This is a genomic window from Arthrobacter sp. 754 (genome assembly GCF_040548695.1).
GTDB lineage: Bacteria > Actinomycetota > Actinomycetes > Actinomycetales > Micrococcaceae > Arthrobacter.
The window spans coordinates 1042985-1068940 of the sequence record NZ_JBEPSC010000001.1 but is presented as its reverse complement, the minus strand read 5'-3'; the positions used below and the strand labels follow the sequence as shown (position 1 = coordinate 1068940).

Annotated in this window: 26 protein-coding genes and 1 riboswitch; of the genes, 9 read left to right on the top strand and 17 right to left on the bottom strand. The window is 67.4% G+C overall.

Annotation, left to right across the window (positions count from 1 at the left end):
- Positions 1–29 precede the first annotated feature (29 nt).
- Positions 30–1328, bottom strand: coding sequence for a Y-family DNA polymerase (locus ABIA70_RS05080; RefSeq protein ID WP_354146467.1), 1299 nt, complete (start codon positions 1326–1328; stop codon positions 30–32).
- Positions 1329–1410: 82 nt separating this feature from the next.
- On the opposite strand from ABIA70_RS05080, the gene ABIA70_RS05075 reads away from it, so the two are divergent.
- A complete protein-coding gene (locus tag ABIA70_RS05075) occupies positions 1411–1983 on the top strand; it encodes a GNAT family N-acetyltransferase (RefSeq protein ID WP_354146466.1) in 573 nt (190 codons plus the stop codon).
- On the opposite strand, the gene ABIA70_RS05070 is transcribed toward ABIA70_RS05075, so the two are convergent.
- The 16 genes from ABIA70_RS05070 to ABIA70_RS04995 form a co-directional block, all read right to left on the bottom strand.
- On the bottom strand, positions 1958–2389 hold the full coding sequence (locus ABIA70_RS05070) for a LexA family protein (protein ID WP_131683787.1): 432 nt from the start codon (positions 2387–2389) through the stop codon (positions 1958–1960). The two genes, ABIA70_RS05075 and ABIA70_RS05070, sit on opposite strands and share 26 nt — an antisense overlap.
- Positions 2390–2523: 134 nt before the next feature.
- On the bottom strand, positions 2524–3876 hold the full coding sequence (gene efeB / locus ABIA70_RS05065; protein WP_502917159.1) for an iron uptake transporter deferrochelatase/peroxidase subunit: 1353 nt from the start codon (positions 3874–3876) through the stop codon (positions 2524–2526).
- Positions 3873–5036, bottom strand: coding sequence for an iron uptake system protein EfeO (efeO, locus tag ABIA70_RS05060; RefSeq protein WP_354146465.1), 1164 nt, complete (start codon positions 5034–5036; stop codon positions 3873–3875). The genes efeB and efeO overlap by 4 nt, the downstream gene beginning before the upstream one ends.
- Before the next feature lie 64 nt (positions 5037–5100).
- Positions 5101–5952, bottom strand: coding sequence for an iron uptake transporter permease EfeU (efeU, locus tag ABIA70_RS05055; protein WP_354146464.1), 852 nt, complete (start codon positions 5950–5952; stop codon positions 5101–5103).
- Between the two features lie 122 nt (positions 5953–6074).
- On the bottom strand, positions 6075–6599 hold the full coding sequence (locus ABIA70_RS05050) for a GNAT family N-acetyltransferase (protein WP_354146463.1): 525 nt from the start codon (positions 6597–6599) through the stop codon (positions 6075–6077).
- 36 nt (positions 6600–6635) lie between these two features.
- Positions 6636–7049 carry an Hpt domain-containing protein gene (locus ABIA70_RS05045; protein WP_354146462.1) on the bottom strand — a complete coding sequence of 138 codons (414 nt, stop codon included), beginning with the start codon at positions 7047–7049 and terminating at the stop codon, positions 6636–6638.
- Between the two features lie 30 nt (positions 7050–7079).
- Positions 7080–7940, bottom strand: a complete 861-nt coding sequence (locus tag ABIA70_RS05040; RefSeq protein WP_354146461.1) for a GAF and ANTAR domain-containing protein — start codon at positions 7938–7940, stop codon at positions 7080–7082.
- 146 nt (positions 7941–8086) lie between these two features.
- A complete protein-coding gene (locus ABIA70_RS05035) occupies positions 8087–9037 on the bottom strand; it encodes an ADP-dependent NAD(P)H-hydrate dehydratase (protein ID WP_354146460.1) in 951 nt (316 codons plus the stop codon).
- Positions 9015–9791: a histidine phosphatase family protein gene (locus tag ABIA70_RS05030; protein ID WP_354146459.1), complete on the bottom strand. Its 777-nt coding sequence runs from the start codon at positions 9789–9791 to the stop codon at positions 9015–9017. Before ABIA70_RS05030 ends, ABIA70_RS05035 begins: the two co-directional genes overlap by 23 nt.
- Before the next feature lie 129 nt (positions 9792–9920).
- Complete coding sequence (locus ABIA70_RS05025; protein WP_354146458.1) at positions 9921–11036, bottom strand: LCP family protein; 1116 nt, start codon at positions 11034–11036, stop codon at positions 9921–9923.
- Between the two features lie 121 nt (positions 11037–11157).
- Entirely contained in the window at positions 11158–11811 is a 654-nt protein-coding gene (locus ABIA70_RS05020; protein ID WP_354146457.1) for an arsenate reductase/protein-tyrosine-phosphatase family protein, read from the bottom strand.
- 209 nt (positions 11812–12020) lie between these two features.
- Positions 12021–12494 (bottom strand): GNAT family N-acetyltransferase, encoded by a 474-nt coding sequence (locus ABIA70_RS05015; RefSeq protein ID WP_354146456.1) that lies wholly within the window; start codon positions 12492–12494, stop codon positions 12021–12023.
- 116 nt (positions 12495–12610) lie between these two features.
- A complete protein-coding gene (locus ABIA70_RS05010) occupies positions 12611–13237 on the bottom strand; it encodes a DUF305 domain-containing protein (RefSeq protein WP_354146455.1) in 627 nt (208 codons plus the stop codon).
- Between the two features lie 64 nt (positions 13238–13301).
- The gene (locus ABIA70_RS05005) at positions 13302–13748 is read right to left on the bottom strand and encodes a hypothetical protein (protein ID WP_354146454.1); all 447 of its coding nucleotides are present in this window, start codon (positions 13746–13748) and stop codon (positions 13302–13304) included.
- A 43-nt stretch (positions 13749–13791) separates the two neighbouring features.
- Positions 13792–15948, bottom strand: coding sequence for a copper-translocating P-type ATPase (locus ABIA70_RS05000; protein WP_502917172.1), 2157 nt, complete (start codon positions 15946–15948; stop codon positions 13792–13794).
- A 71-nt stretch (positions 15949–16019) separates the two neighbouring features.
- Positions 16020–16235 carry a hypothetical protein gene (locus ABIA70_RS04995; protein WP_354146453.1) on the bottom strand — a complete coding sequence of 72 codons (216 nt, stop codon included), beginning with the start codon at positions 16233–16235 and terminating at the stop codon, positions 16020–16022.
- A gap of 280 nt (positions 16236–16515) precedes the next feature.
- On the opposite strand from ABIA70_RS04995, the gene ABIA70_RS04990 reads away from it, so the two are divergent.
- The 8 genes from ABIA70_RS04990 to glyA all read left to right on the top strand — a co-directional run bounded on the left by ABIA70_RS04990 (position 16516) and on the right by glyA (position 25905).
- A complete protein-coding gene (locus tag ABIA70_RS04990) occupies positions 16516–17184 on the top strand; it encodes a PAS and ANTAR domain-containing protein (RefSeq protein WP_354146452.1) in 669 nt (222 codons plus the stop codon).
- 12 nt (positions 17185–17196) lie between these two features.
- Complete coding sequence (locus ABIA70_RS04985) at positions 17197–17571, top strand: ArsR/SmtB family transcription factor (RefSeq protein WP_354146451.1); 375 nt, start codon at positions 17197–17199, stop codon at positions 17569–17571.
- Positions 17568–18671, top strand: coding sequence for a cation diffusion facilitator family transporter (locus ABIA70_RS04980; RefSeq protein WP_354146450.1), 1104 nt, complete (start codon positions 17568–17570; stop codon positions 18669–18671). Before ABIA70_RS04985 ends, ABIA70_RS04980 begins: the two co-directional genes overlap by 4 nt.
- Positions 18672–18775: 104 nt before the next feature.
- Positions 18776–19381, top strand: coding sequence for an SMI1/KNR4 family protein (locus ABIA70_RS04975; protein WP_354146449.1), 606 nt, complete (start codon positions 18776–18778; stop codon positions 19379–19381).
- 354 nt (positions 19382–19735) lie between these two features.
- Positions 19736–19833: riboswitch (glycine riboswitch) on the top strand.
- A 160-nt stretch (positions 19834–19993) separates the two neighbouring features.
- Positions 19994–22846 carry an aminomethyl-transferring glycine dehydrogenase gene (gene gcvP / locus ABIA70_RS04970; protein ID WP_354146448.1) on the top strand — a complete coding sequence of 951 codons (2853 nt, stop codon included), beginning with the start codon at positions 19994–19996 and terminating at the stop codon, positions 22844–22846.
- Positions 22847–22856: 10 nt separating this feature from the next.
- Positions 22857–23969, top strand: a complete 1113-nt coding sequence (gene gcvT, locus ABIA70_RS04965; protein WP_354146447.1) for a glycine cleavage system aminomethyltransferase GcvT — start codon at positions 22857–22859, stop codon at positions 23967–23969.
- 245 nt (positions 23970–24214) lie between these two features.
- A complete protein-coding gene (gene gcvH / locus ABIA70_RS04960; protein WP_354146446.1) occupies positions 24215–24598 on the top strand; it encodes a glycine cleavage system protein GcvH in 384 nt (127 codons plus the stop codon).
- Complete coding sequence (glyA, locus tag ABIA70_RS04955) at positions 24595–25905, top strand: serine hydroxymethyltransferase (protein WP_354146445.1); 1311 nt, start codon at positions 24595–24597, stop codon at positions 25903–25905. The genes gcvH and glyA overlap by 4 nt, the downstream gene beginning before the upstream one ends.
- Positions 25906–25956 lie beyond the last annotated feature (51 nt).

Below are 25956 nucleotides of genomic sequence, written 5' to 3'. Positions count from 1 at the left end.
GTACCTGCCCGGACGCCGCCGGGCGCTGGCTAGGCAGCCTTGACGACCGGAAGTTCATCCCAGTGCGTGGTGTAGCGGGGGGAGAGCATGTCCCGTTTCATGGTCCAGTCCGGCCCGACCCGGATGCCGGCGTGGCCGAGCCCGATGGAGCCGCGGCCGTACCGGCGGGCCACGTCTTCCAGAAGCGATCCGATGCGGCGTTCCTCGTGCGCGTTCTCGAACAGGGACAGGGGCGCCTGATTGCCGGTGGGCCGCAGGTCGGTGACCATGATCCCGGCCCTGGCATACTTAACGCCTTCGTGGATGAGGGGCAACAGGGCGTGGGAGGCCCTGGTCAGGATCACCGGATCCGCCGTGGGCATCGGCAGCGGGATGCACACCGACGGGTACGTAGTGTCCTTCGGGTTGAAGTGTGAGGTGCCGGCGAACGCCGTGAGGACTTTTGCCTGCAGACCGTGCTTGGCCAGCCGCGCCGAGGCCTGCTGCCCATAGACGCTCAGCACCTGCCGGACCCCTGCCGCCGTGGTGATGGGTGTGGCGAACGAGCGGGAAAAGATCAGCTGGTCGCGACCGATCCGCTCCTCCTCCATCGGGATGCAGGGCGTTCCCTGCAGTTCCAGCACGGTGCGCATCATGACCACCGAGAACCGGTCCCGGATCATGACAGGATCGGCCCGGGACAGGTCAAGGATCGAAAAAATACCCAGGACGTTTAGCCGTTTGGTCAGCCGCGTGGCCACTCCCCAGATTTCGATGACGGACAGGCGCCGCATCAGGCCTTCCCGTTCGACGCCGGGCACCGAGTCCCAGTGGCAGACCCCGCCGAAGCCGGGGTTGTTCTTCGCCCATTTGTTGGCCAGCTTGGCCAGGGTTTTCGTCGTCGCGATCCCCACACAAACCGGGACGCCCACGTTCCGGCGGACAGCGGCCTTCATGGCCCTGCCCAGCGTCAGCAGCTCAGCCGGGGTGCCTTTGACGCCGAGGAAGGCCTCGTCGATGCTGTAGACCTCCAGCCAGGCAGAGTACCGGCCCAGCAGCTCCATCACCCTGGCGCTCATGTCGCCGTAGAGCTCGTAGTTGCTGGAGAGGGCCACCAGCCCCCATTCCTTGGCCCTCGGGGCGAGCTTGAACCACGGCTCACCCACGGCGATGCCCAGGGCTTTGGCCTCGGGGGAACGGGTGACCGCGCAGCCGTCGTTGTTGGACAGCACCACCACGGGTATGCCCTCCAGTGACGGGTCGAAGGCCCGCTCGGCCGAGGCGTAGAAGCAGTTCACGTCCACGTGGGCGATCTGCGGCATCCGGCGCATCACCGCCGGCTTAGACATTGCTCCAACCCGCCTGCGTAGGCCCGGTAAGGCACCGAATCCGGCCGCCGGACAGGCCGCTGCCCTCGGTAGAGTTTCGGTTATGGATAACCCGGTGAAAGTCCGCCGCGCGCGCGTCGAAGACGCCGCCGTGATGGCCCGAGTGAACGTGCAGTCGTGGCGTGAGACCTACCGCGGCGTGATGGCGGACCGCGTCCTGGACGACCCCGGATTGCCCGCAGTCCGGGAACGGTTCTGGACCACCGCTCTCAGCGATGAACGATACCGCGCCAACCGCGTCGCCGTGGCCGAACGCGACGGCGAAATGATCGGGATCGCGATGGCGGGGCCGCCGCAGAGCCCAGGTGCGCAGTGGGGCACGCACCTGTATGTGCTCTACGTCCTCGCCGCTGAGCACGGGACAGGCGCCGGCGCCGCCCTCCTGGACGCCGTCGTCGGCCCGGAAGATTCGGCAGCGCTCTGGGTGGCCGATCCGAATCCCCGGGCGCAGGCGTTCTACCGCAAGCACGGCTTCGTGGCGGACGGGACGGTGAACGTGGACGACGGCGTGCGTGAGCTCCGCATGGTGCGGATCCTTTCCGGGCGCGGCCAGCTCCCGGACCCGTCCTCGGACGCTCCCTCCCGGCCGCCTAAACATGGTGAAGGCACCGCGTAGCGACACCCCAGATGACGAGGTCCGCAAGGGCCGGGACCCGGATGTCCGGGTAGGCAGGGTTCTCGGCCTGGAGCACGACGCCGGTGCCCGTGATCCGGAGCCGCTTCACCGTGAGCTCCCCGTCCAGGACCGCGACGACCACGCAGCCGTCGCGCGGTTCCAGGGCGCGGTTGACGATCAGTTCGTCGCCGTCGCTGATGCCGGCACCCTCCATGGAGTCCCCGGACACCCGCACAACGTATGTGCTGGTGATGTCCTTGATCAGGTGCTCGTTCAAATCGATCCGGCCATCAAAATAGTCCTGCGCCGGCGAGGGAAACCCCGCCGCGACCGGGACAGGTGAGATCAGCACCGACAACAACGACATGCCCGCATCTATCACACGGGGACCCACGATAACGCCCACAACACACCTTTATTCGAATATATGTTCGATTCATTCAGTGTAGCGGCAGGCGCAGACAAAGAGCAGACCACGCCGGTTCCCTCCGGCAGGCCGGGTACCGCGGAGGCGCCGCGGGCGGTCACTTCAGGCGGAAATTACCTGAACAGGCCTTCGCCGATGAACCCGCCGGGCTGGACGCCGGGAGGCACCGCCGCGAGGGCCGAACTGGTGTGCTTGAGGTACTCCAAAGCAAGCGTGTCCTGCTTGGCCATGGCCATCTGCATCGGGACGTAGTGCGTGCGGGGATCCTTGACGAAGGCAATGAAGAACAGGCCGGCGTCGAGGTGTCCGAGCCCGTCGGAACCGTCGGTGTAGTTGTAGCCGCGGCGGAGCATCCGCACGCCGTCGTTCTGGTCAGCGTGGGCGAGGCGGACGTGCGCGTCCATGCCGATCAGGGGCTCGCCGTCCTTGCCTTTGAGCGAAAAGTCGGGTGAGGTGAACTCCTTGCCCCCGGACAGCGGGGAGCCTTCGGATTTGGTCCGTCCGATCAGCCCCTCCTGTTCCCGCAGCGAGGTGCGGTCCCAGATTTCGATGTGCATGCGGATGCGGCGCGCCACCAGGTAGCTGCCGCCCTGCATCCAGGCCTCGCCGGACCGCGTGCCCGGGCCGGCCCAGACGTGTTCGTTCAGCAGGTCCGTGTCCTCGGCCTTGAGGTTGTTGGTGCCGTCCTTGAAGCCGAAAAGGTTGCGCGGGGTCTGCTGGTTCCTGGAGGTGGAGGACGTGCGGCCGAAACCGAGTTGGGACCAGCGCACCCGGGCTTTGCCGAAGCCGATGCGGGCGAGGTTGCGGATTGCGTGGACGGCGACCTGCGGATCGTCCGCGCATGCCTGGACGATGATGTCGCCGCCGCTGCGGTTGGCCTGCAGGTCGTCACCCGGGAAATGCGGGAGGTCGATCAGGGCGTCTGGCCGGCGGCCCTCGAGGCCAAAGCGTGCTTTGCCGTCTTTTTCGAACAGGCCGGCGCCGAACGCGAAGGTGACGGTGAGTTTGCCGGCGCTGAGGCCCAGTGCTTCGCCGGTGTCCTCGGGCGGTGCGTCGTAGGGGCCGTCCACCGCACCGGTTGCGCCGGTTTCGCGGCCCTGACTCATGGCCTCGGCCGCGGCGGTCCAGTCCTTCAGGAGGCGGATGAGGGCAGCCCGGTCCTCGGTGGTGACGTCGAATGCTGCCATGTGGAGGCGGTCCTGTGCGGCGGTGGTGATGCCGGCCTGGGTGGGTCCGTGGAAGGGCACAACGTCGCCGGTTCCGGCGTCGGCCGGCGTGGCCGCGGCAGCCAGGGCGTCCTGGGTGAGCAGGCCCGCGGCCAGACCGGCCACGGCTCCTGCACTGCCCACGCCTGCCAGCGCCAGCAGGCCCCTGCGGGACATGCGCGGCGCCGGTGCTTCACTTTGTGCGGGGTCGATGCTCTGTGCGGGGTCGGCCGTGCCTCCGCCGAATGGGCAGCCGCTCACAGGACGACGGCGGCGGTGAGGTTGGACAGTGGCTCACCCAGTGCATCCACCAGCGAAGCCAGCTTCTGGACCTGCTCCGGGGTCAGTTCGTCGTAGTAAACGAAGCCGTCACCGCGGGCGTGCTGGGTGAGTTCGGCCTGGAGGGCGGCGAACTTCCCCTCCAGCGACGCGGCGAGTTCCGGGTTCTTCTGCTCAAGCACGGGCTTGAGGTTCTCGAAGGCGATCCGGGCGCCGTCCACATTTGCCTGGAAGTCCCAGAGGTCCGTGTGCGACCAGATTTCCTCCTCGCCGGTGACCTTTCCGGTGGCGACCTCGTCGAGCAGTTCCTTGGCACCGTTGCCCAGTTTGTCGGCGGTGAGTTCAACGGTGCGCGTGCGGCCGGCCAGGTCCTCGGTGTCGGCCACCAGCTGGGCGGCGAGCGTCTCCCGTTCGGGGGCCGTCAGAGCCGTGAAACCGGCCGGCGGGAAGAGGTCCTTCTCGGCGCGGTGCCAGCCGGTCCACTCCTCGCCGGGAGCGAGGTCCGCCTCCCGGGCGTCCAGCTTCGGGTCCAGGTCGCCGAAGGATTCCGCGACCGGTTCAATCCGTTCCCAGTGCATGCGTGTGGCGGCGTAGAGGTCCCGGGCCTTCGCGGCATCCCCGGCGGCGTAGGCCGCGGCGAACTCCTTGGTTCCGGCGAGAAGCTGTTCGGTCTGGTCCTTGACGTAGGCCAGGTACTGGGCCGTCGCGGTGTCCGTGAGGGCCTTCATGTTGGTGTCCACGGCGGCCTGGCTGCCGGATTCGGTGATCTCGAACGCGGACCGGATGCCCTCGCCCTGCATGCCGGGCTTGCACGCCGTCGTGTACTTTCCGGCGGGTGCGGTGAGCACCAGGTTGCGGGTCAGGCCCGGGCCGATGTTCTCCACTTCGCCGATGATGCGCAGGCCGTCTTCGGCCAGGAGGTAGAACTCGGTGACCTGGTCGCCGTCGTTCTGGATTGCGAATGTCACGTTCCCGCTCTTGGTGCTCGAGCTGGACAGGGAGCAGACATCGTTCGTGCTGGACACCTTGATGGGGCCCGTGGCTGCCGGTGCGCTGTTGTCGGTGCAGGCAGCGAGCGCCAGCGGCAGGACGGCGGCGGCCAGCACGTACCGGAGGCGGGTGGACTTGGGGAGATTGGGCACAGGGGTATTCCTTTGGGGATGTGACGCGGGTAGGGGATATAACGCGCGGGTGGGGAGGGGTGGATCAGGAGCCGGCAGCGGTGCGGACCGGTTCCGGGATGGCGGCCGCGGTTTGGGCGCGGCGGTGGGATCGGAAGTAGAAAAACATCACTGGCGGGACGTAAAGCAGCCAGGCGGCAGCCTCAAGCCAGGTGGTGGCCGGGGAAAAGTTCAGGGTGCCTTTGAGCAGGGTTCCGTACCAGGACGACGGCGGCACGGCGGCTGAGACGTCGAAGGCCAGGCTGTGGAGGCCCGGAAGGATGCCGGCCTCCTGGAAGTCGTGGACGGCGTACGCCAGGACCCCGCCGGCGATGATGATCAGGGCGGCGCCGCTCCAGGTGAAGAACTTCCCGAGGTTGACCCTCAGGACGCCGCGGTGGAGCAGGGCGCCGAGGGCAACGGCGGTGGCGAGCCCCAGCAGCGCCCCGACCAGGGGTGAGGTGGAGGAACCGGTGGATCGGGCTGCCGCCCAGAGGAACAGGGCCGTTTCAATGCCTTCGCGGCCCACTGCCACGGCTCCAACAACCGCAAGCCCCCATCCGGATCCGGCGGTCTTCCGGTCCACCTGGGTCCGGAGGCCGCTGCCCAGGGTCCGGGCCGTCCGTGCCATCCAGAAGACCATCCAGGTGACCAGGCCGACGGCGATGACGGACAGGGTGCCGCCAATGGCCTCCTGCGCTTCGAAGGTCAGGCCGCGGGGGCCGAAGCTCAGAAGGGCACCGAAGCCCGCCGAGGCGGCCACGGCAATTCCGACGCCGGTCCACAGCCTGGGGAGGAGGTGGGAGCGGCCGCTTTTGGCCAGGTATGCCATCAGGAGGACGACAATCAGCGTCGCCTCCAGACCTTCTCGGAGGCCGATAAGGTAGTTCGCGGTCATAGGGAAGTGCACCTCGGCTCGTGGCAGCCAAGGTTAGGCTTACCTAAAGGTAGGTTACCGAGTTTGGTGAATTACGCAACTTCCACGTGCGCTAATTGCATTTGTGTTACATCCGCGGCCGGTTATCCGTTGGCGGGCTCCACCCAGTAGCGGCGTTTGCCGTTGCGGGTGTCCTCGTAGCGGCCGCCGTTCTTCTCGATCGTGGCCCGGGAACCGGCGTTGTCCTCATCGCAGGTAATGAGAACGCGGGAGATGCCCAGGTTCCGGGCGATCGGCAGGGCCTCTGCCAGCGCGGCGGACGCGTTGCCGCAGCGCCGCGCGGAGGGCCGCACGCTGTAGCCAATGTGCCCGCCCTGTTCGAGGAGGAATCCGTTCAGCTCGTGCCTGATGGCCAGCGAGCCAAGGAACGTGCCGCCCTCCACGATCCACAGGTAGGTGCACGGCACATGTTCCGGTTTCCGCGGGGTCTCCGGCAGCGCGTCGCGGACGAGGGTGTCGACGAAGCGGCGGAAGGCCCTGGCATCCTTCAGTTCTTCGAGCGTCCAGCCGTCTGCCCCCGCGCCGTCCTGCCGCGCGCCGTCGAATTCCGCGGCCCCTTCCAGCCATGAGGAATGAAAACGTACGTCGGGAGCGATCAGGAGAGGCATGACAGTAGCGTATTCGAAGGCTCCGCGTTTCTGCCTCTAGTGCTTGCCTTTGCGGGGCTGAAGGTAGTCCAGCAGGAGGTACGTGGTCTGCCTGGAGCACTTCGTGATCGGGCGGAGGTGCTCCGTCGCCAGCCGGGGAAGGACCGTACCGGGTTCGTTGTCCCGTGTTTCGTCGCGGAGGGACAGTTCGAGGTCGAAGGCAAGTCCTGCCAGGCGTTCCGCGCCCACCATCTGGCTGGAGGTCTTGAGGCTGAGGACGGCGTCCAGGGCGCCGGTCAGGTCGCCGGTGGTCAGGGCCATGCGCAGCTTCTCGATCCTCTGGGGCAGGGCCGCGATGAAGTTCTGCACGAACACCTTCCAGACCCCTTCGTCGTCGTCGAGTTCTTCGCGCAGCCGGCTCAGCACGGACGAGTCAAGGAGGGGCGCGACGTTGCCGTCATTCTGCGTCATGGCCGTCCTTCCCTGAGCCCCATTGCGGCGTCATCCCTGGAAATGGGTGGCGGGAGGTCCGCCCGGAAGGTCCTTCAGAATGGTGTCCGCGAGGACCCGGGCCTTGACGTTGCGGTGGCTCGAAGCCCTGGCAAGGATGTTGAATGCCTCCTCGTAGGAGCAGCGGTTCTGCCCCATGATGACCCCGCACGCGACGTCGATGGAGGTTCGGCCCTCCATGGCCGCGCGCAGCTGGCCGGCCGTGGTGAGGGCCGTCCTGATCTCTGTCGCCATGCGGAAACTCCTGCCGGCAAGGTTGCTGAAGGCCACGACGTCGGCAAGGACGGCAGGAGTGAAACGGTTGGCATCCTCGGCCAGGAGCGTCAACGCCGCGGAGCATCCCGGTTCCAGAGCCATCGGAACAGAAACGACGGACCGGTACCCGGCGTCCCTGAGCGGCGCCCAGAAGCCGGGCCACCGCGGATCCCTGGAAGAGTCATTGGGGATGATGGCCAGCCGCCCGGCCAGGGCCTGGGAAACGGGGCCGTCCCCGTGGCTTTGGTCCCATCTGGCCAGGCCCGCCGCGCCGTCGGTGGTACCGACGGTCAGCGGTGTCAGCCCCAGGCGGGCCAGCGTCAGGGCACAGTCCAGGGCAGGCCCTGCACCGCCCGCGAGGGCTGAAACAGCCGACAAGGCCAGGAGCCGGAGCGATTCCTGTTCACTGTCGGTGCGGAAGTCCAGCAGGAACTCTGAACGCCCCTGGATGCCGGCATGGCTCCGGGGCTCGCGAATGCTTGCGTGGGGAAGGGTGTTGCCGGCCAGCCCGCCGGACCCGGCCTGCCCGCCGGAGCCGGTCTGCCCGCCGGAGCCGGTCTGCCGGCGGGAACGGACCGTACCTAGTTTCGAACCCATGGACTGCCCCCCGAAAGTCGTTGTGCGCAGGGTTGCCGCACTGTTCCATGAACGCTACGGTCCCGGGGAGAGGGAAGGCATGCGTAGCGTGTACTCGACTTTCAAGGGGCGGACACTTGGAATCGGCCAGCCTTGCGCAGGGGAAATCAGGTATTCAGTTCCAGCATCAGGGCGGGCAGCTGGTCGGCCAGTTCGCGGGCCAGGAACCCCATCGGGCCCAGCCTGCTGGCCAGCCTGTCGGCTGCGGCGGCGTGGAGGTGGCTGCCCCAGCAGGCGGCCTGCGCGTCGGTGGTTCCGCGGGCGCGGAGACCGGCGATGGCACCGGCGAGCACGTCGCCGCTGCCCGAGGTCCCCAGTCCGCCGTATCCCGTGGTGATCTCCCAGAGCGAGGCGTCCTCAGGACCACCGGTGTCCGTTGCATCGGCGTCCGTCGCATCGGTGTCCGTTGCATCGCCGCCGGGCGGCCGGGCAACGAGGCCCTGGCAGCTGACCACGGCGTCATAGCGGCGGGCCACCTCGACGACGTCGGCCGCCAGGTCACCGATGTCCCGGCCCAGCAGCACCCCCGCTTCCGTGGGGTTGGGGGTGATGAGCAGGCGGCCCCGCCAGGGGTCCAGCCGGTCCCCGAGCCTGGGCAGGCAGCCCAGGGCGAAGGCGTCGAGGATGATCGCCGCGTCACCGGAAACGGATTTGTCCGCCAGCAGGGCGGCGAGCAGTTCCTCGGTGAGGTCGATGTCGTCCAGGCCCGGCCCGATCAGCAGGGCGTCGCAGCTCTCAAGGTCCGCGGAAAGCCGGTCCAGCCCGTCCGGCCCCAGCGAGCCCCGGGAATTCTCGGGAAGCCCCGTCACGCCGGCTTCGGGCAGCGCCACGGCCAGGTGCACGGCCACCGACTCCGGAACGGCCATGACCAGCTTCCCGGCCCCGGCGCGGAGGGCGGCGGTTCCGGCCAGCAGGGCAGCTCCCGGGGTTGACCGGGCGCCGCCGATGACCAGGACGGAGCCGCGGGAGTACTTGTCCTCCCCGGGCGCGGGCAGTGGCCAGTCCCGCAGCAGGGACGGGGTGACCGGGGTGGCGTCACTGCGGATGGACACTGGCATCTCCCGCGTGCTCGGTGACTTCCACGCCCTGTTCCCTCAGGTGGTCAGCGACGTTGAAGCTGTCCAGCGTCCACGGGCCCACGCCGTCGGGGCGCACATACCTGGTGACGGAGGCGTTGAGGATGGTGGTGCCCGCGGCGAGGTCCAGGAGTTCCTGTTCGCTCATCCCTTCGAGCACATACCGGCACAGCAGGATCAGCGCATCGTGGCAGACCAGCATGACGCGGTGGCCGGTGTCGAGGCTGTTCAGTTCGCTGAGCACCGAACGCAGCCGGAGCACCACGTCCGCCCACGACTCGCCCCCGGGCGGCCGGTAATAGAACTTGCCCAGCCACCGCCGTCGTTCGGCTTCTTCGGGCAGGCGCTGCTCCACGCCGAACCGGGTGAGCATGTCCAGGATGCCGAGTTCACGGTCCCGCAGCCGTTCATCCGTCCGCACGGTGACCGGCCAGTGCGCGGTTTCCACGGCGATCTCAGCCGTCTGGCGGGCGCGGACATACGGGGACGACACCACGGCGTCGGGCCTTAATTCCTCGGCGATCCCGGCCAACGCCTTGCCCAGCGCCAGGGCCTGGTCCTGCCCGGTGCGGGAGAGCGCGACATCGGCATCCCGCGCGGGCACCGGAATCACCTCGACGCCGGCCAGCGACGCCTCCGTGGCCGCCACATTTCCCTGGCTCTCGCCGTGCCGGATCAGGATGAGCTCCACCGCGCCGGGTGCCCGGACCGCCTGCGTCATTCCGTCGTTTTCCATCAGCGTCCATCCCGTCGTCCACTTTCCGCGTCCCGGCTGCATGCCGGGTGCGCGGGCATTACTAGTGCGGTACCCACATGCGCAGGCAAAATAACGGACGACGGCGGGCGCCTGCCCCGGGAGCGCGGCCTACGGCACGGCGTACTGGCCGATGCTGCCATCCCGCAGTGCGGCTCCCACGGCGTTGATGCCGCCGTAGTCAGGGAACACCACGGACTGCCCGGCGGCGAAGCCGGTCCCCGCGGTGGGCAGGGTCATGGTGCCGATGGCATTCACGTCAAGGTTCCGCAGGCTGTGGGCCAGGATGGCAACTTGGACGGGATCGAAACCCCTGTCCACGGTGAGGCAGCAGGCGGCGAAGCCGACGAGGGAGCGGACGGCATTGACGTCGTTCAGGGCACCGCCGGCGGTGAGCTTGGCCAGGATGGCCCGGAGCATGATGCGCTGGTTCTGGACGCGTTGGTAGTCGCCGTCGGAGAACGCGTAGCGCTCGCGGCTGAACTCCAGCGCGGCCTGGCCGTCCAGGTGGTTCACGCCGCCGGAAAACACATGCCCGGTATCGTGCGTGGACTGGAAGGGGAAGGGCACGTTCACATCGATCCCGCCCAGTCCGTCCGTGAGTCCCCGGAAGCCGTTGAAGTCCAGCATCAGGGTGTGGTCAACGTGGATGCCCAGGAGCGACTCCACCGTCCTCGCGGTCAGGTCGATGCCGCCGATTTCCAGTGCCGCGTTGACCTTCGAACCGCCGTAGCCGGGGATCTCCACCCACAGGTCCCGCATGATCGAGATGATGTAGAGGTTGTGGCGGTCAGCCGGAACATGGACCACCATGAGCACGTCCGAGCGGTGGTCCTGGGACTCCCCGGTCGCTGCGGTATGGGCCTCCTGCTCACGGGCGTTGGCCCGGCTGTCGCTGCCGATCACCAGAACGTTCATCGGCGCAGCCGGAAGCTCCGCGATCGGTTCGGGCGGCGGCGGTGCCACCGGTGCCGGCGGGGGCGGCGGCGTCTCCGACGGCGTGGGGGTGGGGGTGGCGGTGGCCGTGTCAGAGGCAGTGGGCGCCGGGGCCGCGACGTTCGCCGTCGGACGCGTGAAGATCAGGGCTGATACCGCGACGGCGGCCACGAGTACCACGGCCAGCACCAGTGCGATGATCTGCCGGCGGTTCAGGCCGGCACGTGCCTTGGGATCGGGGCCAGATTGTCCTGGACCGATGGGATCATGACCGCCTGGGGTGCTTACCATGACTTAGTGTCCGCCCGGAGGACGGGTTTGGCTACAGCATGGACTGTGTCGTTTCCACAACGTTTCCACAAAAATTACGACGGCGGCCGCACCGCTTCTGCGGGAACCGCCGTCGGGGAAATCAGGCGGGGAGGTTCACGCGGGCGTGGCGCAGAACGGACACGATCGCGGGGGCCAGTTCGTCTTCCATCTGGCGGTAGATGTCGGGGCTGCGCCGGTAGGGGTCGATGATGTCGTTCTCCGCCGAATCGGCGGGCAGCGACAGGTGCCGCACGGACGCTGCCCTGGCGGGGAGCCCCCGCCAGAAGGCGGTGTTGGCACTGAGGGGATCGCCGCCGTCGGCCGCTGCATGGCCTTGATTGGCACTGTCCGCCGCACTGTCCGCACGGTCGTCCAGGACGTCGAGCATGCGGGCGAACTCGCGGATGGTGAAGGTGCGCTTGAGCAGGGAGGCGTCCAGCTGGAGGACCTCGCCCCGGTGGCCGGAGGTCATGGTGAGCACCAGGTCCACGCCGCGCAGGATCTTGCTGGTCAGCTGCCGGGAGACGAAGCCGTCCGGGTTCCCTCCGTAAGTGCGGACGATGTCGCCGGACAGCGGCTGCATGGGGTCGCCCACCATGGCGCGGGTTCCGGCGCTGGTCACCACGAACCCGCCGGGCATCACCTGGTCCAGACCCGCCTGAAGCAGCCGTTCGGCCACGGGGGAGCGGCAGATGTTGCCGGTGCAGACGGTCAGGATCCTCACTGGGGCGGGGGCAGATGCGGTGGATGCCACGGAGCTTCTCTTTCCAGCCGGGACGCCCGACCGGTGCGGCCAGACGTATCTTTCAACTTAACACGCCCAGGGCCCCCACCCTCCCCCCAACCCCGACCCTCTGGCAGGTCCCGTCGCTTTTTCCGCGACCCTCTGGCAGGTCCTGCGGGTTTTTCCGGGACGCTCTGGCAGGTCCCGTCGGTTTTCCCGGGACCCTCTGGGAGTTCCCGCTACAGCCGGAGCTCCATGAAGACGCTGTTCGGGTCCGGTACGTAGCCGGCAAAGGGCGGGCACGGGGTGAATCCGTTGCGGGCATACAGCCGCCGTGCGGGAGCGAAGTACTCTTCGGTTCCCGTTTCCAGATAGATGTGCGCGAAGTTGCGGCCCCGGGCTTCCTCGAGGATGTGATTGAGCATGAGGGTGGCGACGCCGCGCCCGCGGGCACCTGCTGCGGTGCGCATGGACTTGATCTCGCCGAGCTTCCCAGCGTGCTGAGGGGAATCGAGTAGCTTGAGCGCACCGCATCCCAGGAGTTCGCCGTCTTCCCGGGCCGTCCAAAAGCTGATGGACGGTCCGGACAGCGCGGAATGGTCCAGCGCGTGCACACTTTCGGCCGGCGAAGTGGCGAACATATCTGCCAGGTGCTCACTCAAGAGTTGGTAAACGTCTTCGCGGGCAGGATCGTCACGGCCGATGATTATCATCCCCAGAAATTTACCCGACCCTCTCGCAGGAACTGCCAGAGGGTCGGGCAAAAACGTGCGGGAACTGCCAGAGGGTCGGGCAAAAACGTGCAGGAACTGCCAGAGGATCGTTTGGGTCAGAGGCCGGCGAGCAGCGCCTTCATCTCCACAATCTCCGCTTCCTGCGAGGTGACGATGTGCCGGCAGAGTTCAATGGCCGCCGGATACTTGCCGGCCGAGATCTCCTGTTTTGCCATGGTGATGGCGCCTTCGTGGTGGCCGATCATCTGGGTGAGGAAAAGCCGGACAGCCTCCGTTCCTGAGGCGGACTTGAGCTTGGCGATTCCTTCCTCGTCCACCATGCCGCCCATCGAGTGGCCGGGCATGGAGCTGCCGCCCATCATTCCGGGCACGTTCCAGGTTTTCAGCCAGTCTGTCATCGTCTTGATCTCGGGCGCCTGGGCGTCCTTGATCCTGGTAGCGAGGCTGGTGACATCGGCCGGGATGCCGGGCTTGGCCAGCATTATGTCGCTCATCTCCACCGCCTGGGCGTGGTGCGGGATCATCATCTGGGCGAACATGATGTCGGACTGGTTGTGGTCGTCGTTGGCATCCGGCATCATGCTGGCCATCGGGCCCGAACTGCCGTGGTTCATGGGCATGGTGTTCCCGCCGGCGGAGTTGGAGCCGGCCGCGCAGCCGGCAAGGCCGAGGGACGCCGCCAGGGCAGCGGCGATCGAGATGTTGCGAATCTTGGTGTTCATGGGAGGTCCTTCAAAACGTAGGGGGACTGTGCCGTGGGTGGTTGGAGGCAAGGCGCAGTCCGGTCTACGTCCGGCTGATGGACAGCTCGCAGGGCGTTGGGCTTATTGGCCTGAAGGCGTACGCACCGGGCCGGCCGCTCAGTGCCGCCGGGACGGAGCGGAAGTAGGCGCCGGTGTCGTGGGGCGGGAAGACTGTGAGCGAGCTTGCATTCGCCGACGGAACACAGGCAGCGCCGGGCTCCTGGGCATCCTGGCAGGAACCCGCGCAGGAGCTGGAGACAGCGGCTGTGGCGCCGGCGCCTGCATGCCCCGCGTGCACCGCATGCACCGCATGCACGCCGGCACCCTGATGCGCCCGGTCCACCGACGCGGTTGCCGCATGGTTCGCGTGGGACCCATGGTTCCCGGTCATCACGTGCATGCCGAAGATTCCGGCGATGATTGCCAGAACGGCCGCCGCCAGGCCAGCGCGGAGGAGGGCGGCGGACACGGAACGGGCTGTTGCTGTCACCGCGGCGCCGCCCTTCAACGTTCTGCCCTCATCGTCATCGGAATCAACGAACTTCGGAGGGGTTGAGTTTCACTTTGCGCAGGAGCTGCGCGTTGAGTGCCACCACGATGGTGGATGCGGACATGAGGACGGCACCGGCTGCGGGGGAAAGTACGACGCCGGCGAAGGTCAGGACCCCTGCGGCCAGCGGCACGGACAGCACGTTGTAGCCGGTGGCCCACACCAGGTTCTGCCACATCTTCCGGTAGCTGGCGCGGGAAAGGTCCAGCATGGACAGTACCGCCCGCGGGTCGTTTCCGGCGAGGACCACGCCTGCCGATTCCATCGCAACATCGGTTCCGGCTCCAATGGCGATGCCCACCTCGGCGCGGGCCAAGGCGGGGGAGTCGTTAACGCCGTCGCCCACCATGGCCACCTTCAGGCCGCGGGCCTGGAGCTCGGCCACCTTTTTGTCCTTGTCCGCCGGCAGGACCTCGGCGAACACCTCGTCGATATGCAGTTCCTCCGCGACAGCCTGGGCCACCTGGCGCGCGTCGCCGGTGATCATGGCTACCTTCACGCCGCGGTTCTGCAGGGCCGCCACGGCCTGCCGCGACTCCGCCCGGACAGCATCCTCGAGGCTGACCGCCCCCAGGACCCTGCCGCCGTCGACCACGTGCAGCACCGCGGCGCCGCGGTCCATCCACGCCCGGGTGGATACGGCAACAGTGTCAGGCTCGACGACGCCGAGCTCGCGCAGGAGCGCGGGTCCGCCGACGTGGACGGTGCGTCCGTCCACGCTGGCGAGGACGCCGCGTCCGGTCAGGGAGCTGAAGCCGGTGGCCGGTGGGAGTGTGAGGTTCCGCTGGCGGGCGGCGCGGACGATGGCCCGGGCCACCGGGTGTTCGCTGTCGGATTCGACGGCGGCGGCCAGCGCCAGCAGGGAATCCGGGTCCACGCCCGGTGCAACGGCAACGTCCTTGAGGTCGGGGGCGCCGGTGGTCAGGGTTCCGGTCTTGTCGAACAGCACCACGTCGATGGTGCGCATCCGTTCCAGCGCCATCCGGTTCTTGATCAGGACACCGGCGCGGGCGGCCTGTTCGGTGGAGATGGCGATGACCAGCGGAATGGCCAGGCCCAGAGCGTGCGGGCAGGCGATCACCAGCACCGTGACGGTCCGGGTGACGGCCTCCGGCACGCTGCCCAGCAGGGTCCACACAATGAATGTGATGACACCCGTGCCGGCGGCGAAGTAGAACAGGAACGCGGCCGCGCGGTCGGCCAGGGCCTGGGCCTTCGAGGACGAGGCCTGCGCTTCGGCCACCAGGCGCTGGATTCCGGCCAGGGCGGTGTTTTCGCCGACGGCTGTGACCCGGACGCGGACGCTGTTGTCGGTGGCAACGGTTCCTGCCACCACAGAATCACCCACGGTCCGGGGAACGGTTTTGGATTCCCCGGTGATCATGGACTCGTCGAACTCGGCCTGGCCGTCCACCACTGTCCCGTCGGCCGGCATCCTGGCCCCGGAACGCACCAGGACGGTATCGCCTTCGCGGAGTTCGGACACGGGTACGGTCTCGGTGCCGTCGGCTGTGACGCGGTCGGCTTCGTCAGGCAGCAGGGCGGCGAGGGCATCGAGGGCGCCCTGCGCGGAGCCGAGGGCCCGCATTTCGATCCAGTGCCCCAGCAGCATGATGGCCACCAGCAACACCAGTTCCCACCAGAAGTCCAGATCGAATCCGCCGATTCCCAGGCTGGTGACCCACGACGCCACAAACGCCACGCTGATGGCCATGGCGATCAGCAGCATCATTCCCGGCCGCCGTTCCTTCAGTTCCCGGACGCCTCCCTTGAGGAACGGCTGGCCGCCGTAAAGGAAGACGACGGTTCCCAGCACGGGCGGAATCCAGGCTGACCCGGGGAAGACCGGCGCCATGTAGCCCAGGATGTCGCCCATCATGGGGCTGAAATAGACCACAGGAACTGACAGGACCAGCGTGAGCCAGAACCGGTTCTTGAACATTGCGGTGCTGTGGCCTGCGTGCTGGCCGTGGCTGTGGACGGCGTGGTCGTCGTCGGGGGCGTGGCCGTGCTGGGGCCGGTGCCCGCCGTGATGCTCGTGCATGGCGGAGGGGGATGCTGCGGTTGAGGTGGCCTCTGCGGCGGCGGGCTCCATGGTCCCGTGCCCTGCGTGCCCGTGCCCTGAGTGCCCGGCATGCATGTGGTCAGCGTCGCTGCCGTGCCCGGCGTCGCTGCCTTGTTCGGCGTGCCCGGTGTGGTCTGCGGGGTGCTTCATGATTCCTCCTGCAGACCGCTTCTGGAGACTTGGGTCTGCCCGACGACGGCGGCGCCCCGCTCAGCCGGGATCCCGGCGTCGTTCCTTGCCGCCGAAGCGGGGGAGACGCCGTCGCTCCCCGCGGGTGAGCAGCAGCAGCCGGCGGCGGCACCCACGAGCGGCAGCAGGGCCCGGCCCGGCCGATTGTCGGTGCGGTGTTCAGTTCCACGCATGTCAGTTCCATTCCTTTGGAGCGGATCAATGGGTGCTGGGGTTGAACGGCTGTGAAGGCTGGTGCTTTGGCGCCCGCCGGGACATACCACGTCACTGACAACACCTTGAGGATACCCCCAGGGGGTATGCAAGTCAAGGACTATGTGTCCTCGCTGTGACCGCGGAGCCGCAAATGAGGACCGGCTGGCTATGAATGCGAAGAGCTTCGTGTCCATACTGGGGTGATTGGTGCACACGGCCGCCAAAGGCGGTGGCTGGATACAGTTTGGAGGCGTCCTGATGGCTGAACTCAGTAGCCCAGTGACCTATTCCAGTGCCCTTGGGGACGGTCAATGCCTGGCCGGTACTTTCAAGGTTGACGTTCCCGCTATGACGGTGGAGTGGTCTGACGGGATGTATCAGGTCCACGGATACAAGCGCGGCGAGGTGGTGCCGACCCTGGACCTGCTCTTGTCCCACAAACATGCCGACGACAGGCAGCACTGCCAGGACATCGTCACGAAGATTCTGCAGTCCGGCGGCTATTTCTCCATGTATCACCGGATCGTCGATGCCCGGGGAAACACCCGCCACGTCCTCACCTCCGGCGATGCGATCAAGGACGAGGACGGCCGGGTGACGGCGCTCGAGGGCATCATGCTGGACCTATCCTCCACGCTGCGGCGGGAAACGGAGCAGATAGCCCGCGAGGCCGTTGTCGCGGCCACTGCAACCCGCAGCATCATCGACCAGGCACGCGGCATCCTGATGGGCAGGCTGCTGATCGGCTCCGAGGCCGCTTTCCAGCTGCTCGTCACCCACAGCAGCCACCGCAACCTGAAGCTCGCGGTGGTGGCAGCCGAGATACTGCGCCTGGCGGCGCTCCCGGAGGGACCGGCCGAGCTGGATGCGGCCATCCGGGAGATGCAGGCGCGGGCGCTGAAGGTTGAGTCTTCCCGGCGTAAGTGACAGTATCTGCGTATGAATGCAGATACGAAGGCTTATGAGCTGGGCCCGGACAGCCAGTACGTTGAGCTGGCGGTGGAGGTCTTCGCCATGCTCGCCGACGCCACGCGGGTGCGCCTGATACTTGCCCTGCGTGACGGCGAGCTGTCCGTCAACGCGCTCGCCGGGATGGCCGGGAAGTCCGCCCCGGCGGTGTCCCAGCACCTGGCAAAAATGCGGTTGGCGCGCATGGTGTCCACCCGCCAGGAGGGCACCAAGGTCTTCTACCGGCTCGAGGACGGGCATGCCTGGCAACTGGTGGCCGACGCCATCCACCAGGCCGAACACGCTCTGGGAACAGCGCCGCACCACGGAATGGCACCCCACGCACGGCCCGAGGCCGGGAAATGAGCCACGGGCCGGCGGATACCGGCAGCCATCTGCACGCGCACAATGAAGCGGACGACGGCGGCCGTCACCACAGCCACGACGGTCACCACCACGACGGCGGCCACGCTCACCACCACCACGACGGCGGCCACTCCCACGGTGACCACGGCCATTCCCATGCCACGGGTTTCAAGGGCTGGGTCAAGGAACTGTTCATCCCGCACTCCCACGACTCCGCGGACTCGGTGGATGATGCCCTGGAGAGCAGCGCCCAAGGCATCCGGGCCGTCAAGGTCTCGTTGCTGGGCCTCGGCGCAACATCGCTGTTCCAGTTGGCCATCGTCCTGGTCAGCGGCTCGGTGGCGCTGCTGGCGGACACGGTCCACAACTTTTCCGATGCTCTGACCGCCGTCCCGCTCTGGATCGCGTTTGTGCTCGGGCGCAGGCCGGCCTCCCGGACGTTCACCTACGGTCTGGGCAAGGCCGAGGACCTGGCGGGCCTGTTCATCGTGGCCATGATCGCGCTCTCGGCGGTGGTGGCCGCCGTCGAATCCATCCGCCGCTTCTTCGAGCCGCAGCCGGTGCACAACCTGGGCTGGGTGCTGGCCGCCGGACTGGTGGGCTTCGCCGGCAACGAACTGGTGGCCATCTACCGGATCAGGGTGGGCCGCCGGATCGGCTCCGCTGCCCTGCTGGCGGACGGAATCCATGCCCGGACGGACGGCTTCACGTCGCTGGCTGTCGTGGCCGGCGTCGTCGGCGTCTGGCTTGGCTTCCCGCTCGCGGACCCCATCGTCGGGCTGCTTATTTCAGCCGCCATCGGCGTCCTGCTGTGGGGCACCGTCCGCGACGTCGGGCGCCGGCTCCTGGACGGCGTCGATCCCGCACTGTCGGACCGGCTCGCCGCCCTCGTCGCCGAGAACGCGCCGGAGGGGAGTACCTCCCGGCTGCGCTGGAGCGGCCACCGCCTGCACGCCGAGATCACCATCCCGGCCGACGGCGGCACGCACCTGGCCGAGTTCGCCGCCGTCGTGCAGGGCCTGGAAGCGAAAGCGCGCGGCTCCCTGCGCAACCTCGGCTCGGTCACGGTGGTTCCAATCGTGCGAAAAGCCCGGACCTGAGCCGCCCTATGGCTGTCGGGGAGAGCTGGGCAGGAATCGCGGGTTGGCTGAATGTCAATGCACCGGAGACGGCGAACGCCATACGGCCGCCTGCCTCTGAGCACTTGATCCGCTCGTTGGAAGGTCAGGCGCCCAACGGCTGGCCCGCCGGGCTGTCCGCCCTCTACCGGCTGGTTGACGGCGCGGAACGTTCGACGGCGGGCTACATTTACCCGGGGTACCGGCCACTTCCACTGGAAGAAGGTGAGAGGACGCGTCACATGCTTCTGGGCATCGAGGCGCAGGTCGGGGTGGCAGCGAATGCCGAGTTTGAGCGGGAACAGAACTCGCCCCTTTACCGGAACCTGCGGGCTGTCCACCAGGCCGGCAGCAATGTCCCTTTGCCTGACCCCCAGAAACCCTACGACCCGGCAAGGGCTGAAGCCAACGACGCCGGTACCCGGGCTTCCATGTTCATCTCGCCCTTCCTGCCCATCGCGGAAGACGGTTCCGGCGACTTTCTGTTCGTCGACCTCCGGGGCGGCCGGCAGCACGGCTGCGTTGGCGAGTATTTCAAGGGCGAAGCCGACTGGCGTCCCGCGATCTGGCCCTCCATTGAAGCGCTCCTGGACGAGACGCTGTCCAGCCTCGAATCCGGGCGGCCTGTACTGTCCCGCAAGCCCTCAGTAGTCAACGGGGCCTTGACGTGGGAATACGCGACTAACGCCTGAGGCGGGCCAAATGCGTGCCGCGTGCGACGAGTGCCGCCGTCGTCCGCCCTGCCCAAACGCTCTGGCACTTACGGGCACTTTTGGAGCAACGCTCTCTCACTTACGGACGCCTTTGGAGCAAGGCTCTCTCATCTCCCGCTAAAGCCGGACGTGAAAGAGCGTTCGGGGAAAAGCGACATCGAGTGAAAGAGCGTCGGGGGAAACGCTGCAGGAAGTGCCAGAGGGTGTGAGGGGAGGGGATCGAGGGGTGGGGAGTGAGGGGTCTGTGACGATGATCCCGGGCGGAAAAATTGCGGGCGGACGGGAACCCGGCTAAGCTGTGAGGCGTGTCACGGATGACGTGACACATGCTTATGATCTGCGGCGGGAGAGTTCTGCCGGTACGTTCAGCAGGCGCCGTAGGAGCAAATCCTCCCCAGGAATCTCTCAGGCCCACGTACCGCCGCGGTTAGGCAACTCTGGAAAGCAGTCCGGCAACGGGCTCACCGACGGTGCAAGCAGCACCCTGCGAAGAGCAGGTGCCGCGGAAACTCTCAGGTCCAATACAGAGCGGGGAGGAACCCGAATCAATGTGGCGTACCCAGCACGCCACCTGAATTATGGAGTTCCTTCATGACAGTCCAGTCGTCCCCCACCACCTTTGCCGATCGGCATATCGGTGCCCGCCGCCAGGCCGACATCGACACCATGCTCAAAGCCGTCGGCTACGACACCGTTGACGGCCTTGTGGACGTTGCCGTTCCCGACTCCATCCGCCAGGCCAAGCCGCTTGCGCTCAAGGACGCCCTCAGTGAGGTTGAGGTCCTTGCGGAGCTGCGGAAGCTCGCGGGTAAGAACAAGACGGCTGTGCAGATGATCGGCCAGGGCTATTACGACACCGTCACCCCCGCGGTCATCCGCCGGAACGTGCTCGAGGCGCCGGCCTGGTACACCGCGTACACCCCGTACCAGCCGGAGATTTCCCAGGGCCGGCTCGAGGCGCTCCTGAACTTCCAGACCATGGTGCAGGACCTGGTGGGCCTGCCGATCGCGAACGCGTCGCTGCTGGATGAAGCGACCGCCGTGGCCGAGGCCGTCCTGATGATGCGCCGGGCCAACAAGAACAAAGAGGCCCACGACGGCAAGACCGTCCTGGATGCCGATGTGATGCCGCAGACCATCGCGATCGTCAAGGGCCGGGCCGAAGCGCTGGGCTTTGAGGTGGAGGTCGCTGACCTGTCCAAGGGCCTGCCCGGGGGTGTCATCAACGGCATTGTCCTGCAGCAGCCGGGCGTGTCCGGCCGCGTCTTCGACCACGCCGACGTCATCAAAGAAGCGAAGGAACGCGGCGCGCTGGTCACTGTCGCTGCTGACCTGCTGGCCCTGACTTTGATCACGCCTCCGGGTGAGCAGGGCGCTGACATTGCGGTCGGTTCGACGCAGCGTTTCGGGGTTCCGTTGTTCTTCGGCGGCCCGCACGCGGCCTACATGGCGGTGGCGAAGGGCCTGGAGCGGTCGATGCCCGGCCGCCTGGTGGGTGTGTCGAAGGACGATGCCGGCGTGCCCGCCTACCGCCTGGCTTTGCAGACCCGTGAGCAGCACATCCGCCGTGAGAAGGCGACCTCGAACATCTGCACCGCGCAGGCTTTGCTGGCCATCGTCTCCGCCTTCTACGCCGTCTATCACGGCCCGGACGGCCTGAAGGCGATCGCCGAACGCGTCCACACCAACGCCCGCACCCTGGCCACCACACTGCAGGCCGCCGGCCGCGAACTGGTCACGGACACCTTCTTCGACACCGTCACGGTCTCCGTCCCGGGCAAGGCCGCCAAGGTCATCGCCGCCGCCGAAGCACGCGGGATCAACCTGCGCCACATCGACGGGGACACCATCGGCGTCTCCACTGATGAAACCACGACGGCGGAGGTCCTCTCCGCGGTCGCCGTCGCCTTCGGCGCCGGCCCGGTTGTGGACGCCAAGGGCTTCGAACTGCCCGAATCCGTGCTCCGCACCTCGGAGTACCTGCAGCACCCGGTGTTCAACACGCACCGTTCCGAGACGCAGCTGCTGCGTTACATCCGCCGGCTCTCGGACCGTGACCTGGCACTGGACCGGACGATGATCCCGCTGGGTTCGTGCACGATGAAGCTGAACGCGACCGCTGAGATGGAAGCGATTTCCTGGCGGGAGTTCGCCTCGATCCACCCGTTCGCCCCGGAATCCCAGACGGTGGGCTGGCGCGAACTGATCACCGGGCTGGAGGACGATCTGGCCGAGATCACCGGCTACGACCAGGTCTCTTTGCAGCCGAACGCCGGGTCCCAGGGCGAGCTCGCGGGCCTGCTCGCGATCCGGGGTTACCACCACTCCAACGGTGACACCCAGCGGAACGTCTGCCTGATCCCGGCGTCCGCGCACGGGACCAACGCCGCCTCCGCTGTCCTGGCCGGGATGAAGGTCGTCGTTGTCGCCACGGCCCCTGACGGCACGATTGACCACACGGATCTGTACGCGAAGATCGAGGCGAACAAGGACGCCCTGTCCGCGATCATGATCACCTACCCCTCCACCCATGGGGTCTATGACGCGGACGTGACCGAGATCTGCGACGCGGTGCACGCCGCGGGCGGGCAGGTCTACGTGGACGGGGCGAACCTGAACGCCCTGGTCGGGTTGGCGCAGCCGGGCAAGTTCGGCGGCGATGTTTCGCACCTGAACCTGCACAAGACCTTCTGCATCCCGCACGGCGGCGGCGGACCGGGCGTCGGCCCGGTCGCGGCGAAGGCGCACCTGGCCCCGTTCATGCCTTCGGATGCGAACAAGGCAGCCCACGAAGCCGGCCACGGCGTCGCGATCAGCGCGTCGAACTACGGCTCGGCCGGGGTCCTGCCGATCTCCTGGGCGTATGTGAAGCTGATGGGCGCCGAGGGCCTGACCGAGGCGACGAAGGCTGCGCTGCTCGCGGCGAACTATGTCGCGGCCCGGTTGAACGAGTACTTCCCCGTCCTGTACACCGGTGAGGGCGGTCTGGTGGCGCACGAGTGCATCCTGGACCTCCGCGACCTGACCGCGAAGACCGGGGTCACGGCGGAGGATGTGGCCAAGCGGCTGATCGATTACGGTTTCCACGCACCGACCCTGGCGTTCCCGGTTGCGGGGACGTTGATGGTGGAGCCCACCGAGTCCGAGGACCTCGCGGAGATCTACCGGTTCATCGAGGCGATGATCAGCATCCGGAAGGAAATCGACCAGGTCGCGGCCGGCGACTTCACCGTCACCGATTCCCCGCTGCGGCACGCACCGCACACCGCGGCCGCCGTCGTCAACACCCACTGGGACCGGACATACAGCCGCGAACAGGCCGTATTCCCGCTCCACCACCTCAAGCAGGACAAGTACTTCCCGCCCGTCGGACGGATCGACGGCGCAGCCGGGGACCGCAACCTCATCTGCTCCTGCCCGCCGCTGTCCGAGTTTGAAAACTAAGGATCCCGACATGACTGAGAACTACACCGCTCTCTACGAAGAGCACAAGAAACTCGGCGCCTCCTTCACCGATTTCGGTGGCTGGCAAATGCCCCTGAAGTACTCCTCCGAGCTGGCCGAGCACCACGCGGTCCGCAAGGCCGCCGGCCTGTTCGACCTCTCCCACATGGGCGAAGTCTGGGTCACCGGCCCCGAAGCCGGCGCGTTCCTGGACTACGCCCTGGTGGGCAAGCTCTCCGCGATCGCCGACGGCAAGGCCAAGTACTCGCTGATCTGCAACGCCGACGGCGGCATCATCGATGACCTCATCACCTACCGTTTCGGTGATGAGAAGTACCTCGTGGTCCCCAACGCGGGCAACGCCCCCACCGTCGCTGCCGCCCTGGCAGAGCGCGCAGCGAACTTCGACGTCAAGGTCGAGGACGTCTCCGCAGCCATGTCGCTGGTGGCAGTCCAGGGTCCCAAGGCCGAGGCCATCCTGCTCAAGCTGACCGATGAGGCCCAGCACGCACTGGTCACGGACCTGAAGTACTACGCGTTCAACGAGCTCACCATCGCCGGGCACCGCGTCATCCTGGCCCGCACCGGCTACACCGGCGAGGACGGCTTCGAACTCTTCGTAACGAACGACGCCGCCGCTGACCTGTGGGCGAAGGTCGCCGAGGCAGGGGAAGAGTTCGGCATCATTCCGTGCGGCCTCGCCTCCCGCGATTCGCTCCGCCTCGAAGCCGGCATGCCGCTCTACGGCAACGAGCTTTCGCTCGAGCGTTCACCGTTCGACGCCGGCCTCGGCCCCGTCGTCGCGCTCAAGTCCAAGGAAGGCGACTTCGTGGGCCGCGCAGCACTGGAAGCCGCGAAGGAGGCCGGGCCCAAGCAGAGGCTCGTCGGGCTCAAGGGCCTCGGACGGCGCGCCGGCCGCGGGCACTACCCGGTCCTCAAGGACGGCGTCAAGGTGGGCGAAGTGACCTCCGGCCAGCCCTCACCCACGCTTGGCTACCCGGTCGCGATGGCGTACGTCGACGTCGCCTACACCGAAATCGGCACGGCCCTGGACATCGACCTGCGCGGCAAGGCAGAGCCGTTCGAGGTCGTCGCCCTCCCGTTCTACAAACGCCAAAAGTAGTCCGGCGTCCGTTGGCCCGTCGGGTCCGACCTCCTCTGCATGCTCGGTCGCGAAGACGCCCGCTGGGCGGACGTGACGCTCCCTTGGACGCATGCTGCCGGAGGCCGGACCCGAAGGGGCCCACCCACCCCCGACCCTCTCTCACTTAACGCACGTTTCGGGCGGACGCTCTCTCACTTGATGTGGGGTTTGGGCGAACCCTCTCTCACTTTTTTGACACCCACCAAACTTAAGGAAACACACACATGGCCAAGGTTGCCGCTGAACTGAAGTACTCCGTCGAGCACGAGTGGATCTCCACGGATGGCGACGGTCCGTCTGTCATTGGCGTGTCCGCTGTGGCCGCTGAGGCGCTGGGCGACATCGTTTACGTGGACCTGCCCGAGGTTGGCTCCACTGTGACTGCGGGGGAGACCTGCGGCGAGATCGAGTCCACCAAGTCCGTCTCGGACCTGTACTCACCGGTCACCGGCGAGGTCACGGAAATCAACGACGACGCCGTCGCCGATCCCGCCCTGGTCAACTCCGATCCCTACGGCGCCGGCTGGCTCTTCAAGGTCTCCGTCACCGAAGAGGGCCCGCTGCTCTCCGCACAGGAATACGCCGAAGCCAACGGCGGCGAACTGTGAGCGCCCCCGCGGACGTCAAAATCTTCGAGCAGATCATCTCCCCGTCCCTGGACGCGGACCTGAGCACGCTGGACCCGGAGATCGCCGTCAAGCTCGACGACGAACTCACCCGCCAGCGCAACGGCCTGGAGATGATCGCCTCGGAGAACCACACCGCCGTCGCCGTCATGCAGGCGCAGGGCTCGGTCCTGACCAACAAGTACGCCGAGGGCTACCCGGGCAAGCGCTACTACGGCGGCTGCGAGCACGTGGACGTCACCGAGCAGCTGGCAATCGACCGGGTCAAGGCCCTGTTCGGCGCCGAGTTCGCCAACGTGCAGCCGCACTCCGGCGCGCAGGCCAACGCCTCGGTGATGCACGCGCTGATCAAGCCGGGCGATACCATCATGGGCCTGAACCTGGCCCACGGCGGACACCTCACGCACGGCATGAAGATCAACTTCTCCGGCAAGCTCTACAACGTGGTCCCGTACCAGGTCCGTGAAGACACCCACACGGTGGACATGGCCGAGGTGGAGCGCCTGGCACTGGAGCACAAGCCGCAGCTGATCGTTGCCGGCTGGTCCGCGTACGCCCGGCAGCTGGACTTCGCCGAGTTCCGCCGCATCGCCGATCTGGTGGGCGCGTACCTCATGGTGGACATGGCGCACTTCGCCGGACTGGTGGCCGCCGGCCTGCACCCGAGCCCGGTGCCGCACGCCCACGTCACCACCTCCACCACGCACAAGACCCTCGCCGGCCCGCGCGGCGGCATCATCCTCTCCAACGATCCCGCCATCGCCAAGAAGATCAACTCGGCAGTGTTCCCGGGCCAGCAGGGCGGACCGCTGGAGCACGTCATCGCCGGCAAGGCCGTGGCCTTCAAGATCGCCGCGTCGCCGGAGTTCAAGGAGCGCCAGGAACGGGTTCTGCTCGGTGCCAGCATCCTGGCCGAGCGCCTGGTCCAGCCGGACGTCACCGCCAAGGGGATCAGCGTGATTTCCGGCGGCACCGACGTGCACCTGGTCCTGGTGGACCTGCGCAACTGCGAGCTCGACGGCCAGCAGGCCGAGGACCGCCTGGCCGCGATCGACATCACCGTCAACCGCAACGCCGTCCCGTTCGACCCGCGGCCGCCGATGGTCACCTCCGGTCTCCGGATCGGCACCCCGGCGCTGGCCACCCGCGGGTTCGGCGAGGCTGCCTTCCGTGAAGTTGCGGACATCATCGCCGAGGCCTTAACGGCCGACGCCGACGCGGACCTTTCAGGGCTGCGTCACCGGGTGGAGGCACTCGCCGCCGCCCACCCGCTGTACCCGGGGCTGTAGCCCCTTCCGGCAGGACCATCTGCCGGAACCATTGCTTGACCTAGTTAGGAA